This window comes from Mycobacterium sp. E2479, from assembly GCF_001667925.1.
In the GTDB taxonomy this organism is placed as follows: domain Bacteria; phylum Actinomycetota; class Actinomycetes; order Mycobacteriales; family Mycobacteriaceae; genus Mycobacterium.
The window spans coordinates 17852-31910 of sequence record NZ_LZJR01000150.1; the positions used below are offsets into that span (position 1 = coordinate 17852).

Annotated in this window: 15 protein-coding genes; 6 read left to right on the forward strand and 9 right to left on the reverse strand. The window is 67.0% G+C overall.

The window, feature by feature from the left end; genetic code table 11:
• Nucleotides 1–37 precede the first annotated feature (37 nt).
• Nucleotides 38–1531, forward strand: a complete 1494-nt coding sequence (locus A5686_RS21980; protein ID WP_067938608.1) for an amidase — start codon at nucleotides 38–40, stop codon at nucleotides 1529–1531.
• Here A5686_RS21980 and A5686_RS21985 read toward each other — a convergent pair.
• A complete protein-coding gene (locus A5686_RS21985; RefSeq protein ID WP_067938610.1) occupies nucleotides 1528–1725 on the reverse strand; it encodes a hypothetical protein in 198 nt (65 codons plus the stop codon). The two genes, A5686_RS21980 and A5686_RS21985, sit on opposite strands and share 4 nt — an antisense overlap.
• A gap of 379 nt (nucleotides 1726–2104) precedes the next feature.
• Here A5686_RS21985 and A5686_RS21990 point away from each other — a divergent pair, with 379 nt between their 5' ends.
• Together A5686_RS21990 and A5686_RS21995 are read left to right on the forward strand one after the other, a co-directional pair.
• Nucleotides 2105–2347, forward strand: a complete 243-nt coding sequence (locus A5686_RS21990) for a hypothetical protein (protein WP_067938612.1) — start codon at nucleotides 2105–2107, stop codon at nucleotides 2345–2347.
• Between the two features lie 347 nt (nucleotides 2348–2694).
• Nucleotides 2695–4257 carry an LCP family protein gene (locus tag A5686_RS21995; protein WP_156750192.1) on the forward strand — a complete coding sequence of 521 codons (1563 nt, stop codon included), beginning with the start codon at nucleotides 2695–2697 and terminating at the stop codon, nucleotides 4255–4257.
• A 110-nt stretch (nucleotides 4258–4367) separates the two neighbouring features.
• On the opposite strand, the gene A5686_RS22000 is transcribed toward A5686_RS21995, so the two are convergent.
• The 5 genes from A5686_RS22000 to A5686_RS22020 form a co-directional block, all read right to left on the reverse strand.
• Nucleotides 4368–5159: an SDR family NAD(P)-dependent oxidoreductase gene (locus A5686_RS22000; RefSeq protein ID WP_067938616.1), complete on the reverse strand. Its 792-nt coding sequence runs from the start codon at nucleotides 5157–5159 to the stop codon at nucleotides 4368–4370.
• Between the two features lie 32 nt (nucleotides 5160–5191).
• A complete protein-coding gene (locus A5686_RS22005; RefSeq protein WP_067938618.1) occupies nucleotides 5192–6031 on the reverse strand; it encodes an SDR family oxidoreductase in 840 nt (279 codons plus the stop codon).
• A gap of 91 nt (nucleotides 6032–6122) precedes the next feature.
• Nucleotides 6123–7058 (reverse strand): enoyl-CoA hydratase, encoded by a 936-nt coding sequence (locus tag A5686_RS22010; RefSeq protein WP_067938621.1) that lies wholly within the window; start codon nucleotides 7056–7058, stop codon nucleotides 6123–6125.
• A 100-nt stretch (nucleotides 7059–7158) separates the two neighbouring features.
• Complete coding sequence (fetB, locus tag A5686_RS22015; protein ID WP_067938672.1) at nucleotides 7159–7953, reverse strand: iron export ABC transporter permease subunit FetB; 795 nt, start codon at nucleotides 7951–7953, stop codon at nucleotides 7159–7161.
• Nucleotides 7950–8663, reverse strand: coding sequence for a phosphate ABC transporter ATP-binding protein (locus A5686_RS22020; RefSeq protein WP_067938623.1), 714 nt, complete (start codon nucleotides 8661–8663; stop codon nucleotides 7950–7952). Before A5686_RS22020 ends, fetB begins: the two co-directional genes overlap by 4 nt.
• Nucleotides 8664–8797: 134 nt before the next feature.
• Here A5686_RS22020 and A5686_RS27445 point away from each other — a divergent pair, with 134 nt between their 5' ends.
• From A5686_RS27445 to A5686_RS22030, 3 genes are all read left to right on the forward strand, one after another.
• Nucleotides 8798–8962 carry a hypothetical protein gene (locus A5686_RS27445; protein ID WP_007772513.1) on the forward strand — a complete coding sequence of 55 codons (165 nt, stop codon included), beginning with the start codon at nucleotides 8798–8800 and terminating at the stop codon, nucleotides 8960–8962.
• Entirely contained in the window at nucleotides 8963–10444 is a 1482-nt protein-coding gene (locus A5686_RS22025; RefSeq protein WP_067938625.1) for a trehalose-6-phosphate synthase, read from the forward strand. It begins immediately after the preceding gene.
• An 84-nt stretch (nucleotides 10445–10528) separates the two neighbouring features.
• Nucleotides 10529–11107, forward strand: coding sequence for a hypothetical protein (locus A5686_RS22030; RefSeq protein ID WP_067938627.1), 579 nt, complete (start codon nucleotides 10529–10531; stop codon nucleotides 11105–11107).
• A 15-nt stretch (nucleotides 11108–11122) separates the two neighbouring features.
• Here A5686_RS22030 and A5686_RS22035 read toward each other — a convergent pair whose 3' ends face one another.
• From A5686_RS22035 to A5686_RS22045, 3 genes are read right to left on the reverse strand one after another with little or no spacing between them, the layout of a single operon-like run.
• Nucleotides 11123–11614 (reverse strand): mammalian cell entry protein, encoded by a 492-nt coding sequence (locus A5686_RS22035; protein ID WP_067938630.1) that lies wholly within the window; start codon nucleotides 11612–11614, stop codon nucleotides 11123–11125.
• Nucleotides 11614–12321: a mammalian cell entry protein gene (locus tag A5686_RS22040; RefSeq protein WP_067938632.1), complete on the reverse strand. Its 708-nt coding sequence runs from the start codon at nucleotides 12319–12321 to the stop codon at nucleotides 11614–11616. Before A5686_RS22040 ends, A5686_RS22035 begins: the two co-directional genes overlap by 1 nt.
• Nucleotides 12322–12332: 11 nt before the next feature.
• Nucleotides 12333–14057 (reverse strand): virulence factor Mce family protein, encoded by a 1725-nt coding sequence (locus tag A5686_RS22045; protein ID WP_067938634.1) that lies wholly within the window; start codon nucleotides 14055–14057, stop codon nucleotides 12333–12335.
• Between the last annotated feature and the right edge of the window lie 2 nt (nucleotides 14058–14059).

The window sequence follows — 14059 nt, forward strand, 5'->3', positions numbered from 1 at the left end:
GCGCCACCCGGACTCGGACCGCAGGCAAGGAGAACGCATGCATCTTGACGAGTACATGTCGTTGGATGCGATCGCTCTGGCCGAGCTGGTCGAGCGCAAGCAGGTCACCCCGACCGAGCTGCTCGCATTGGCACGGGAACGAGCGGACGCGGTTAATCCTCGGCTCAACGCCATCGTCCGTCGGCTCGACGAAGTCGCCGACCGGCAAGCCGCCGATCCGCATTTGAGCGGACCGCTCGCCGGCGTGCCGTTTCTGATCAAAGACCTGGGCCAGGAATACCGCGGCTTTGCGACTTCGTGCGGGTCCCGCTCGCTTGCCCACGACGTGGCCGACCGGCATGCACTGGTCACCCAACGTTTCCTGAACGCGGGCCTGGTGGTCTTCGGGAAGACCAATACCCCGGAGTTCGGGGCCAAGGGCGTGACGGAACCCGACTACTGGGGCCCGGCGCGCAACCCGTGGAACACCCGGCACACGCCCGGCGGTTCCTCGGGTGGATCCGGGGCGGCCGTGGCGGCGGGCATCGTGCCTGCCGCCGGGGGCGGCGACGGCGGCGGGTCTATCCGCATCCCCGCCGCCTGCAACGGGCTGGTCGGCCTCAAGCCCAGCCGGGGGTTGGCGCCCTACGGCCCGCAGACGGGTGAACAGATGCTGGGCATGGCGACGCAGGGAGTCGTGTCACGCACCGTGCGCGACAGTGCCGCGCTACTCGACGCGATCGTCGGACCCGATCCGAGCGCGGCATACCGAGTTGCGCTGCCCGACATGCCATTTGGTGAGCAGATCAGGCATCACCCGGGGCCGCTGAAAATCGGCTACTCGGCACGATCGGCCATCAACGCTCGGCCGGATCGCGAGGCCGTTGCGGCGGTGGAAAAGGCAGCCGAGCTCCTTCGCGAACTGGGCCATCAGGTCGAGGAGGTTGCACCGCCCTACGACGACGCCGCGTTGGGGCGCGACTTTCTGACCATCTGGTTCGGCCAACTACACCAGCAAGTTGCCGACATCAAACAACGAACCGGTGCCCGCGACAGCGACTTTGAGGCCGATACGTTGGCCATCGCGGAGCTCGGCCGGTCCGGCGGTGTGCTGCCGGTCATGTCCGCTCTAGAAAACCGGAATGACTACATCCAATCCCTGGCCGCGTTTCACGCCAGCTATGACTTCTTTTTGACACCGACCCTGGCCACCCCGCCCATTGCGGTCGGTGCCACGACGACGTCGCCCGTGCTGCAGCGGCTGGCCCGGCTGATCAGCAAGGTCCGGGCCGGAAAACTCATGGGACTCAGCGGAATCCTCGACGACCTCATCCAGGAGAGTTTGGGTTGGGTGCCGTATACGCAACTCGCCAACCTCACCGGTCGTCCGGCAATCAGTGTGCCGCTGCACTGGACGGATGCCGGACTGCCGCTGGGTGTCCAGTTCGTAGGGAGACTGGGCGCAGACGGTGATCTGCTGCAGCTTGCCGCGCAACTCGAAGAGGCGCAGCCCTGGGCCCACCGCCATCCCGCGCCCGCGGCAGCGAATTAGCGTGTCGGTGAACGGCTTTCGCCGCCTGCCCCCGTGTCATCGGTACCGCGTTGGCCCCGCCACATGCTGGCAAAGCGCCGGGCGATGTCGCCGAGCCGACCGCCTCGATGCTGTGACGCCTTGATGTGCCCCAGGGTTTCTCGTCCCTCGTTCGCATAGTCCTTGACGGTTTCGTCGCCTTCCTCGGCACGCATGTCTTCTCCAATCGTGTTCGCTAGTCCGGCGCCTGACGCTCGGGTGGTTCGGAAGGCGTCAAGCGCTCGGGGCGGTTTTCCTGGTGTGAGCCGTTCGGGCGTTTCCGTCGGCGTGACCCGCTCCGGGTCTCGCCGGGCGCACCCTGCTTCGATGGCTGCTAGGAATCTCCCGGCCGCTCCACCGAAAGCGGTCTGAGGCATGTGTCGAACATGCTCAGTCCTCCGCTCGGCTCAGGGCCGCGTACCCGCCGTACCGGGGACCCCAAACGCCCGCGGCGATACCCGGCCGGGCCGGGACGGCGACCTGTGCCGCGCCGACGCCGCCGTGCCGGCCGCTTACACTCCAACCGTGGTCAATCCGGCGCCCCCGAGGTCGGCAGTGAACAGGGTCCCGCTGATCGTCGGCGTCGCTGTCGTGGCACTGCTTGCCGTACTCGCGATGCCCATCAAGCAGCGATGCGGTGCGCCGGGCTTTGCGTGCGCGTCGACGCTGGATAACGACGGCAACATTCGCTACTACTACGAGGTCGAGCCCGCCGGCGTCTACCTCGCAGAAATCGTCACCGGCACCAACATCGCGCTCTATTACACCTCCGGCGAGGATCTCATCAGAGCCCGCTAGCTGACGGTGGCGGTTTGCTGGCGGCCGTGATGCGCTCGGAGGCCGTCGGGCAGTATCTACTCGGTAACAACTTCGGCTCGATCCGGGCAGCGGCGTGGCCGGCTTGAGACCTTCACGAGACCGCCGCGCGCGCGTTCGCGCGGAACATGCTGGTAGAGCGGGTGTGACGAGCCCGAATCGCCCCTGGTCGGCCCAGCAAACGCGCCAGCGCCAGCCGTGTGACGGGTGCTCTCGATTGGAGGCTTCACGGCAAGCTAACGCATACTTGGGACCATGCTTGAAGCGACATCGCCGCACAGCACCGTTGCGGTGCGTGGTGATGTGCTGGGCGTGGGCAGAGGTTTGTGATGGCCCGCTCGGGCGGCGCGCATCGCCGCCATCGAGCCGTCCGTCGACCCTCCCGATTCCGCAAGGGGCTGACGCGCACCCTGGGCGCGCTCGTCTCCGTGGCGGCCGTGGGGCTCACCGGAGCGGGGTACTACGTGGCGCACGGTGCGCTGGGCGGTATCACCGTGTCGAACGCTCTGCTGCCCGACGATCCCCGCTCCAGCGGCGACAACATGAACATCCTGCTGATCGGGCTGGACTCGCGTAAAGACCAGGACGGCAACGACCTCCCCAACTCGATCCTGAAGCATCTGCACGCCGGCGATTCCGATGACGGCGGCTACAACACCAACACGATGATCCTGGTGCACGTCAGCGCCGACAACAGAGTCGTTGCCTTCTCGATCCCTCGCGACGACTGGGTGCCTTTCTCCGGCGTCCCGGGGTACAACCACATCAAGATCAAAGAGGCGTACGGGCTGACCAAACAGTACGTCGCCCAAAAGCTGGCCAACCAGGGCGACATCACCCAGAAGGAACTCGAAACCAAGGGCCGCGAGGCCGGTCGGGCGGCGACGCTGCGCGCGGTGCGGAATCTGACCGGTGTGCCCATCGACTACTTCGCCGAGGTCAATCTGGCCGGTTTCTACGATCTGGCTCAGACCCTCGGCGGCGTCAACGTCTGCCTGAATCACCCCGTCTACGACGAATATTCCGGCGCCGACTTCCCCGCCGGGCGACAGCGGCTGGACGCGTCCGAGGCGTTGTCGTTCGTCAGGCAGCGGCACGGCCTGGAGAACGGCGATCTTGACCGCACCCACCGCCAGCAGGCGTTCATCTCGTCGGTCATGCAGGAGTTGCAGGCCGCGGGCACTTTCACCAACATCGACAAGCTGAAGAACCTGATGGCGGTGGCGCGCAAGGACGTGGTGCTCTCGGCGGGCTGGAACGACGAGATGATCCAGCGGCTCGGCGGGCTCGCCGGCGGCAACGTCGAGTTCCGGACGCTGCCGGTGGTGCGTTACGACAACATCGATGGCCAGGACGTCAACATCGTCGACCCGGCGGCGATCAAGGCCGAGGTGGCCGCGGCCATCGGCGCGGACACCTCAACGCCCGCACCGACCACCACCGCCGTGAAACCCGATCCGACCACGGTCGTCGACGTGGTCAACTCCGGCGGGATGAGCGGTCTGGCCACCGAGGTGTCGCGTGCGCTGAAAAAGAGGGGCTACACCCCGGGTCAGGTGCGCGACCGCGAGTCCGGCGACCCGACCACCACCACAGTGGAGTACGGCGCGGGTGCGCAGGCCGATGCGCGCAACCTGGCCAACCTGCTCGGCATAGACGCACCCAAACAGCCGAGCCCGGCTGTCGCGGCCGGACACATCCAACTCACCGTGGACACCAATTTCTCGATGCCCACATCCGACGAGACCCAAATGGATGACACGACGAGTACCAGCTCCAGTACGACGTCGACCAAGGCCAAGAGCTACTACTACAACGGCACGACCACGACCTATCCGACGCCCGATCAGGGAAAGCCGATCGACGGCGGCGGCGTCCCGTGCGTCAACTAGACGGTGACCGCAAGCGCGGCGAAGCCGGGCGCAGCGGGTCGGCGCCATCAGACCAGCGGTGACCGCAAGCGCGGCGAAGCCGGGCGCAGCGGGTCGGCGCCTAAAGCCCGCTAGGCGTGGGTGCCGCCATCGATGCGGATCTCGGTACCGGTGATCCACGCGCCGTCGTCGGACACCAACATGGCGATGACGCCGGCGATCGCACCAGGCTCGGCCATGCCGGCGCCGCTGGATTCGACCGTGGTGGGCAGCACCGGCATCAGCCTCGAAAACAGTGACCAGTCAGCATCTTTAGGAATATATCCGCCGGTCGCATCGGTGATGCCCGACTTGATACTGCCGGGCGCCACGCACGCTGCGCGCAGGCCCTCCTTCGCGTATTCGAGCGCCAGCGAGTGGGTGAAGGCCTGGATGCCGCCCTTGCTCGCGGCGTAGGCGGCCATGTATGGATGAGCGAACGAGGCCGACGTGGAGCTGAAGTTCACGATCGCGCTGCGGGGATTTGCCAGCAGGGTCGGTAGCGCCTCCCGGACCACCAGGAAGGTTCCGGTCAGGTTGACGCCGACGATCTGGTTCCAGAGTTCGAGGCTGGTCTCGTGGGTGTGCGCGGCCCGCAGGATGCCGGCGGCGTTGACCAGCGAGTCAAGCCCGCCCAACTGCTCGACGGCCAGGCATACCCCGTCGATCACCGAATCCTCGCTGCCGACATCCATCGGCATGGTGGTGAGCCGTTCGGCGGTGCCGGCCTCTGTCGCCCGCGCCCGGGTGTTGTCCAGGCCGTCGGCCGCGACGTCGGCGGCCGCTACGGCGGCACCCTCGTCCAATAAGCGCAGCGCGGTGGCCTGGCCGATGCCCGACGCGGCGCCCGTCACCAGGATCCGCTTGCCCTCGAGTCGCTTCATTGCATCTCCGGTTCACTCAGCGTGGCGACGGGTCAGGGTGTCACCACTCCACGCAGCGCGTCGGCGCCGTACATCTGTTCCATCATCGAGGAGTAGTCCGGGCCGCGACGCAGAATGTGTCCGCCGTCGACGTTGATGCACTGGCCGGTGATCCAGGTCGCCGCATCGCTGAGCAGGAACATGGCCAAGTTGGCGACATCCTCGACCTCGCCGACTCGCGGCAGCGGAGTGCACAGTGCGTAGTCCCCGCTGATCTCGGGTGACCGGATCACGCTGGCGTCGACCAGATCGGTGCGAATCAGCCCCGGTCGGATGCTGTTCACCCGCACCCACGACGGTCCGAGTTCGTCGGCGGCCAGCATCATCATGTGGTCGATCGCCGACTTGGTGACCCCGTACGGCCCGAACCAGCGGTGGGTGTTGCTGGCCGCGATCGAAGAGATCCCGATGAACGAGCCGCCCCCGCCACGCACCAACTCACGCGCCACATGCTTGAGCACGTACATGGTGCCGTTGACGTTGAGGTCGACGGTGTTTCGCCACGCCTCGGAGTCGGTATGGGTGATGGGTCCGACGGTCAGCGAGCCGCCCGCACAATGCACCGCGCCGTGCAGCCGACCGTGCCAGGCCGTCGCGGCGTCGACCGCGCGGACCACCTCGTCCTCGTTGGTCACGTCCGTGGGCTCGTAACGAATCGATCCGCTGCCGGGAGTTGCCTCGATCTCCTGGACGGCCGCCGCGAGGCGATCGGCGTTGCGGCCGACGATCATGACCGACGCGCCGCCCGCGACCAGCCCCGCGGCCACGCCCTTGCCGATCCCGCTGCCGCCGCCGGTGATCAGATACGTCCGGTCTTCGAAAGAAAGCTGCACCCACGCCGCCTCTCAACTGAAACAGGTTCCAGTCATCGAACCACGCGACGCTTGAGATGGTGGCGGCCTCCCCCGAAGACCGGGACCGACGCTACGGGGTGTCGCGGCGGGCCAGCTTGGTCGGCTTGGCGTTGCGCCAGTCCTCGACGTCGGGTGGCAGTCCGACCGGATACCTGTTTTCGTTGTGAGCCGCCCAGTGCGCGTGACCGAGCTCGTGAATGTGAAACGCGTGCCGTAGCGCCTCGGTGAAGCCCATCGCATCGGAGGCGGCGTTGACCGAGTCCTTGATCAGCATGGCCGCCATCGTCGGCCGCTCGGCGATGCGGCGCGCGAATTCCAGTGTCTTGTCCGCTAATTCGTCCGCGGGAAACACCTTGGACACCATGCCCAGGCGGTAGGCTTCATCGGCGTCCAGCGCATCACCGGTCAACAGTAGCTCTTTGGCCTTGCGGGGGCCGAATTCCCAAGGGTGAGCATAATATTCGACGCCGGGCATGCCCATCCGAACGCCGACCACGTCGCTGAACTTCGCATTGTCGGCAGCCACGATCAGATCGCAAGCCCAGACCAGCATCAAGCCAGCCGAGATCGCGTTGCCCTGGACCTGCGCGATGGTGATCTTGCGTAAATCCCGCCAGCGGCAAGTGTTTTGAAAGAAGTAATGCCACTCTTGCAGGTACGTCTTCTCGGCGATCGGATCCCGGGTGGCCCCGTTGATCCGGAACGTCGGGTGCTGCCCCGCGCCGGGCGCGCGCTCGGCGAGCGCCAATTCGGAGCCGAGGTCGTGTCCCGCGGAGAAGTTCTTGCCGCGCGCGGCCAGAATCACCACCCGCACGGCGTCATCGGATTCGGCACGCAGGAATGCCTCGTCGAGCTGAACCAGCAATCCGCGGCTCTGCGCGTTGTGAGCGTCGGGCCGGTTGAGCCAGATGCGGGCGATGCGGCCATCGTCCAGAGTTTCGTAGCTCACCAGCTCCTGGGCGCCGGCGTTGGCCGCCTGCGCACCCGCTTGCTCGGAGAGAGTCATTCCGCCCACCTCGCTCGTTGTCCAGCTCCGAATTGTTTACACATTACGGCCAGTGTGTAACCGGGTCCGCGCTGGGGTGATCGGTCGACGCGCCTACCGGTCACGGTCCCCCGGCGCTCTCGGGGCGGCGGCCCAGAGGCAGCAGGCGGTGGTCGCGTGTGAACACCAGCCGTACGATGCCCATCGCGACGACCACGGTGGTCGCCGCAACCGAACCCAGGATCAGAAACATCACCACGGCCTGCACCAGCACGGCCTGCAGCGGGGGCACCCCGGCGAGGATGAGACCGGTCATGGCGCCCGGCAAGAACACCAGGCCGGTGGCCTTGGTCGTTTCAATCTGCGGAGATATCCCCGAGCGCAAGGCGATTCGCAAATACGGCGACGCGGCCTGCCTCGACGGCTGTCCCAGCGCGAGGCGCGCTTCGACCTCGTCGCGCTTGTCGCGCAGCTCGTCCACCAACCGCCGAGCCACCAGCACCATTGCGGTCATCGAGTTGCCGATCATCATCCCGGCGATCGGCACCAGGGTGCGCCCCTCTAGCGGGAACACCCGCAGACCGAAGATCACCCCCAGCGTCACCAGCGCCGCGCCTGCGAACGCGGCCACGGCCAGCGGCGCGAAACGCGGCACCTCCGGCGCCCTGCGGCGGGCGACATCCCCGGCGTAGGCCACCATCCCGGCGACCCAGGCCCACGACCACCACAGCGACCGGCCCGGTTCGAACAGCAGCGTCAGCGCCCCGCCGACGAGCAGCAGCTGCACCAGTGCGCGCGCCGCGGCCCAGACCAGCTGGCGCTCCAAACCCAGCCGCCGCCACAGTGAGATCCCGGCCGCGAACGCCACCAGGATCAGCGACGTCGCCAGGCCCACCCAGCCGACTTGTCCGTTCACCACGCCACCGAACCGCCGCCGGGCTTGGAACCGACCGGGCCCAGCCCTAGACTGCGGCCGGATTCCAGGCGCAACACCCGGTCGGCCGCCCTCTGCACCTGCGCCCAGTCGTGGGTGACCCAAAGGGCCGGGGTGCCGTCGGCGGCCAGTTCGCGGACAGCGCGCTCAATGACCTCGGCGGCCTCGGTGTCGACGGCGGAGGTGGGTTCGTCCAGCAGCAACACCCGGGGCTGGGCCATCAGGGTGCGGGCCAGGCACACACGTTGCGCTTCGCCGCCCGAGAGTTCGGCCACGTCACGGTCCAACCACGATCCGGTCAGCGCCACCCGCGCCAACGTTTCCCGCATCCGCGTATCGGATGCATCCGGGTCGGCGGCCCGCAGGTTGTCGGCAACCGTGCCGGGAAATGGCGTCGGACGCTGGAAGCACATGCCCACCCGGCGCCGCAGCCACAGCGGGTCGAGGCCGGCGATGTCCGACCCGTAGAAACAGGCCCGCCCGCTCGTCGGCAGCTCCAGCCGATTGCACAGCCGGAGCAGGGTCGATTTGCCCGCGCCCGACGGTCCGAACACCGCCGTCACACCGTGCCCCGGAATGGCGGCGGTCAACCCGTCGAGGGCACGCAGCCCCCGGCGTTCCACGACGACATCAACGAACTCGAACACCACGTCGTTATCGGCGTCCTGATCGGCCACCTGCTTATCCTGCATCACCGCGGCGAGGAGTCATCGTGGCTTCGCGAGCGGCGCGGCGAGTCCCTGCAAACCAGCCATAACTGCTCCTAGAGGCCGTTAGCTGGTGAGACGGCCTGCGGCCGGTCACGCCCGTCGCCTACAGTTAAGTCATGCCTACAAAATCTGATCCTGGCGAAATCGGCGATGTCGAGCCGGTGGCCGACGACACTGCGAGCCAGGCCAGGCGGGTAGTGGCGGCGTACGCCAACGACGCCGACGAGTGCCGGGTGTTTCTGTCCATGCTCGGTATTGGACCGGCGAAACTCGACGCGTAGATGTCTCCCGGGGGAGGACGAAGCTCGAAGGCAGCGGAATTCGGGAACTCCGACTTCGTCGTGGTGGCCAACCGCCTGCCGGTGGACCAGGAGCGGCTGCCCGACGGCACCACCGCATGGAAACGCAGCCCCGGCGGACTGGTCACCGCCCTCGAGCCGCTGCTGCGTCGCCAACGTGGGGCGTGGGTCGGCTGGCCCGGAATCGTCAACGAGGAGACCGATCAGGACGGCGAGCCCATCGTCCAGGATGAGCTGGAGCTTCGGCCCGTCAAGCTGAGCGCCGACGACGTCGCCCAGTACTACGAGGGTTTCTCGAACGCCACGCTGTGGCCGCTGTATCACGACGTCATCGTCAAGCCGATCTACCACCGCGAATGGTGGGAACGCTACGTCGCCGTCAACCGCCGCTTCGCCGAAGCCACCTCGCGCGCCGCCGCAGAAGGCGCGACGGTCTGGGTGCAGGACTACCAGCTGCAGCTGGTCCCCAAGATGTTGCGCGACCTGCGGCCGGACCTGACCATCGGCTTCTTCCTGCACATCCCCTTCCCGCCGGTCGAGCTGTTCATGCAGATACCCTGGCGGACCGAGATCGTCGAGGGGCTGCTCGGCGCCGACCTGGTCGGATTTCATCTGGCCGGCGGAGCACAGAACTTCCTGTTTCTGGCCCGGCGGCTGATCGGTGTCAACACCTCGCGCGGGGCGGTGGGCGTGCGGTCACGGTACGGCGAGGTCGAACTCGAGTCCCGCGTGGTTCGGGTGGGCGCCTTTCCGATCTCCATCGACTCCAGTTCGCTCGACCAGGCGGCCCGTCACCGCGACATCAGGCGACGCGCCCGTGAGATCCGGGCCGAGCTGGGCAACCCCCGCAAGGTACTGCTCGGCGTCGACCGGCTCGACTACACCAAGGGCATCGACGTTCGGCTGAAGGCTTTTTCGGAGCTGCTAGCCGAAGGCCGCGCCAAGCGTGACGACACGGTGCTGATTCAGCTCGCGACACCCAGCCGCGAACGGGTCGACAGCTACCAGCAGCTGCGCAACGACATCGAACGCCAGGTCGGCCACATCAACGGCGAATATGGCGAAGTCGGGCATCCGGTGGTGCATTACCTACACCGGCCGGTCCCCCGCGACGAACTCATCGCATTCTTCGTCGCGGCCGACGTCATGCTCGTCACCCCGCTGCGCGACGGGATGAACCTGGTGGCCAAGGAGTATGTCGCCTGCCGCAGCGATCTCGGCGGTGCGCTCGTCCTGTCCGAATTCACGGGCGCCGCCGCCGAACTGCGGCAGGCGTATCTGGTCAATCCGCACGACCTCGAAGGCGTCAAGGACACTATCGAGGTTGCGCTCAACCAATCCACCGAAGACGGACGACGCCGGATGCGGTCACTGCGCCGCCAGGTCCTCGCTCACGACGTCGACCGCTGGGCGAGGTCGTTCCTCGATGCGCTCGCCGAATCCCGGCCCGGCGACGCCGATTAGCGCCCACGCGCAACAAGCCATGGTGCTGGCGTCCAAACGCTGTGATACTCAGATGCAGCGTCGAGCGTGAAGGAGAGGAATCACATGAAGCTCCGTCACGGGATGGCCGCGGGGGCCGGCATCTGCACGGCCGTCGCGGTCGGAATCGCACTGCAATCTTCTGAACCGGCCAAGGCGGTCGGACCTCCGGCGGACGGCACCTACAACTTCAACGAGGCTGGCGTGTCAGGGGTCAGCTGGACCATCTCGGCGCTCTGCGATCAGCCCTCGGGCACCCGCAACATGAACGACTATTCCGACCCGATCGTGTTCGCGATGAACTGTGCGCTGAACATCGTGAGTTCGACGCCTGAGCAGATCAGCGCGGCCGACAAGCAGCAGAACTTCAGCGGCCGGGCCCGGATGTCGGGCATGCTATGGACTTTCAAGGTCGACAAGCCCGATGGTGTGGCATGTCCAGGCGGGGGCTCCGGCCCCTCCACCGATACCTTTGCGTTCAGCGACGAGACGATGAGCGGCACCCACACCACGCTGCATGGCGCGGTGTGCGGGTTGCAGCCGGGAATGAAGAAGGAACCGTTCTCGCTGGCGATGGCCGGCCCGCCACCCAGTCCGATTAATCGTTACCCGTTGTACTGCAACGGCATTGCGATGTGCTACTGACTTCGGCCCGTGGGGCTAGATCGGCGTGATGTAGGCGATCAGCCACTGCTTGCCGATCTTCTTGAAGTCCACTCGCAGCCGGCTGCCGTCGTACAGCGGCTGGCGTGACTTGTCCGTCACGGTCCGGTTCATGAAGACCATCACCGATGCCGATTCGCGTTTGGCCGACATCACCCCCACACCAACGACATTGGCCTGCACGACCACTTCGCGTTTCTTGGCCTCGGGGATGATCTGGTTGTTGGCGCTCTTCTGAAACTCCGCGCGATAGTCCGGGGTCAGCAACGGATACGCCGCCGAGAGGCTCCGCTCGACCGTCTGGTAGTCGTAGGCGAAGACCTCCGGAATTTCCTTAGCCGCCAACCCGGGCAGTACCGCGCGCGCCGCCTGCTCGCCGCGAGTCTGCACCCGGTCCCAGTACATCCAGCCGCCCACCGCGGACAACCCGACGAACGCCACGGCCATGAGATAACCCGCGACGACCAGCAGCCAACGCCGCCATCGCATCAATTACCCCCGTCTGGGTATTTCAGGTCATAGCCGGTCATCTTCCCGGCCTCGTCTTCGTGCACGATGACCCGCAAGCGATAGGGCATGGACGGCTTGTTGACCCCGTCGATGTCGGCGACGGTGACGCGCACCGAAACCAGCACCGACGCGTTATCGGTAACGGCGTCAACGCCCTCCAACGCCGCGCCGTTGATGACGGCCTCCGACGTCGCATTGGTTGAGCGGAACAGCCCCTTGAGGTTCTCGACATTGTTGTTGGCGCCGAGCATGCCGCGCAGCGGGCCGCTGGTGCCGTTGACGAACCGGTTCACGCTCTCGTCGATGTTGTCCTGCTTGTAGCTGAACATGTTGACGACCGTCTGGGTGGCGGTGTCGACGAAACGCTGATTGCGGCCCTGTTTGGCGTCGGCGTCCCGCTGCTGGCCCCACATGAACGCCACGCCCCCGGCCAGCGCCCCGACCGCCAGCAGCGCCGCAGCGAACGAGATCCAGCCAACCAGGACACGGTGCGGCCGCCGCCGCGGCGGCGGCTTGATGGACTTGAGAGTTTTGACGGGTTTCGCTGGCTGCTTCGCCGCGACCGGCACCGCGGTTTGAACTGTGACGTCCCGGGCCGGCTCACCCTTGGCCGGGCCCGCGGCACGCGAGGCTCGTCGACGAACGCGCGGCGTGGTTGTCTGTTCGTCTGCCACGGCAGGGTCCATTACACGGTCCATTACAGAGGCCTTGGATCAAGCATGAGGTCTACCCAATTCTCGGCGCCGGAGGTCCCGGTTGCGCCGGCCGCGAAGATACCAGTGCCACCGGCCGGATCGATAAACGCGCCGGTCTGCTGGTCATAGGTGGCATAGGCCGGACCACTGGCCTGCGGCTGTCCACCGGGCGGCGGCCCCCACGGCTTTTCCGGCCCCGGACCGGCCGGCGGCGGGCTGATGCCCTCCGGAGCCGGTGGCGGGGGCAGCCACTTCGGGTACGGAAGCTGGGGCGGCACCGGGGGAATCCCGGGCGGCTGCCAGGACGTGAAAGGCGGTGGCGGCCCGTTGTTGTTGGGTGGCGGCGGATCGTAGGCCGGCTGCTTGTTCGGCAACGGCCCGGGCCCCGGCGTGACGCCCGGGGGCGGCGGCCCGACGATGGGCGTACCCGGATCGGGTTCAGCGCCCGGCGGGATATACGGGAAGTGGTTCGGCGGCAACACGTTCAAGCCGTTGGTGACCGGAGTGTCGTACGGCACCGGCGGACCGCGCCACGGGTTACGACCGACCGGCACATAGCCCTTCGGGTCGCGACACAGCTGAATCGTCGGGGCGCGTTTTCCGGGGAACTCCTGACACGGGTAGTTCCGCGCGCCGCGCACGGTACTGGGGTCGTTTTGCGCCGTCTTGCAGTACATGTCCTTCGGCAGCTCGCGGACCGTCTCGTCGGCCGGGGTGCGCATCAACGGCGGCGGCAGGAAGCCGACGGCGCACGGCGGCGGGTCGTTGAGGTCGAGCTTGAAGTCCAGCTTGGCGCCTTCGTCTTGCGGGCTGCCGCCCGCTGCGGTGGTGATCGCCGCGAACAACGCGGGCAAGACCACCAGCAGCTGCTCGATCGACTTGTGGTAGATCACTCCCACCCGGCCGAGATTGGCCAGGCTGGCGGCCAGGGCAGGGAAAGAGGGGCGGATGCCGGAGAACGCGGTGCTGGCCTCGTCGGTGGCGCCTGGGGCGGTCGCCAGGGTGTCGCGAAGCTGCGGGTCGGCCTTCCGAACCTCGGAGGTGAACCTCGCCAGCCCGTCGGACAGCGACTTGATGTCACCGCCGGCGCGAATCTGAGCCTGCAGGAACGGGCCAGCCTGGTCGATCAGCTGCGACACCTGCGGATAGTTGGCGTTGGCCTCGTCCACCAACAGCCGGGCGGACTCGAAGAGCCGGGCCAGCTCCGGACCCGAGCCGTTGGCCGCGATGAACGTCTCGTGCAAAAGCTCACGCAACCGGGTGTCGCCCAGGCTGTTGACCAAGGTCTCCGCGCGCTTCAACAGGTCGGCGACGTCCCGGCCAATCCGGGTGTTCTGCCGCTGGATACGAGATCCGTTGTGCAGCTTGCTTGTCGCCGGGGAACTCGGGGGCACCAGGTCGATGTACTGCTCGCCGACCGCCGACACGCTCTTGACCGTGGCGGTGACGTTCGACGGGATGGCAGTGCCGCTGTTGAGCCGCATGTCGGCGATGACCCCGTTGGGGCTCAAACCCACCGACTCGACGCGGCCGACGGCGACGCCCCGGTAGGTGACGTTGGCGTTCTTGTACAGGCCGCCGCCGGCAACGAAATCGGCGCTCACGCCGTAGGTTCCGATGCCGAATGTCGCGGGCAGCCGCAGGTAGAAGATCGCCATCACGGTCAGGGTGATCACGGTGATCACCGCGAAGATCGCCAGCTGGATCCTGGTCAGTCTGTCGTGCATCT

Bases quoted from the DNA above. Each gene is read 5' to 3' on its own strand.
- A5686_RS21980 (WP_067938608.1), top strand. From the start codon at position 38: ATGCATCTTGACGAGTACATGTCGTTGGATGCGATCGCTCTGGCCGAG.
- A5686_RS21985 (WP_067938610.1), bottom strand. From the start codon at position 1,725: ATGCGTGCCGAGGAAGGCGACGAAACCGTCAAGGACTATGCGAACGAG.
- A5686_RS21995 (WP_156750192.1), top strand. From the start codon at position 2,695: ATGGCCCGCTCGGGCGGCGCGCATCGCCGCCATCGAGCCGTCCGTCGA.
- A5686_RS22000 (WP_067938616.1), bottom strand. From the start codon at position 5,159: ATGAAGCGACTCGAGGGCAAGCGGATCCTGGTGACGGGCGCCGCGTCG.
- A5686_RS22010 (WP_067938621.1), bottom strand. From the start codon at position 7,058: ATGACTCTCTCCGAGCAAGCGGGTGCGCAGGCGGCCAACGCCGGCGCC.
- A5686_RS22020 (WP_067938623.1), bottom strand. From the start codon at position 8,663: ATGCAGGATAAGCAGGTGGCCGATCAGGACGCCGATAACGACGTGGTG.
- A5686_RS27445 (WP_007772513.1), top strand. From the start codon at position 8,798: ATGCCTACAAAATCTGATCCTGGCGAAATCGGCGATGTCGAGCCGGTG.
- A5686_RS22025 (WP_067938625.1), top strand. From the start codon at position 8,963: ATGTCTCCCGGGGGAGGACGAAGCTCGAAGGCAGCGGAATTCGGGAAC.
- A5686_RS22030 (WP_067938627.1), top strand. From the start codon at position 10,529: ATGAAGCTCCGTCACGGGATGGCCGCGGGGGCCGGCATCTGCACGGCC.
- A5686_RS22035 (WP_067938630.1), bottom strand. From the start codon at position 11,614: ATGCGATGGCGGCGTTGGCTGCTGGTCGTCGCGGGTTATCTCATGGCC.
- A5686_RS22040 (WP_067938632.1), bottom strand. From the start codon at position 12,321: ATGGACCCTGCCGTGGCAGACGAACAGACAACCACGCCGCGCGTTCGT.
- A5686_RS22045 (WP_067938634.1), bottom strand. From the start codon at position 14,057: ATGCACGACAGACTGACCAGGATCCAGCTGGCGATCTTCGCGGTGATC.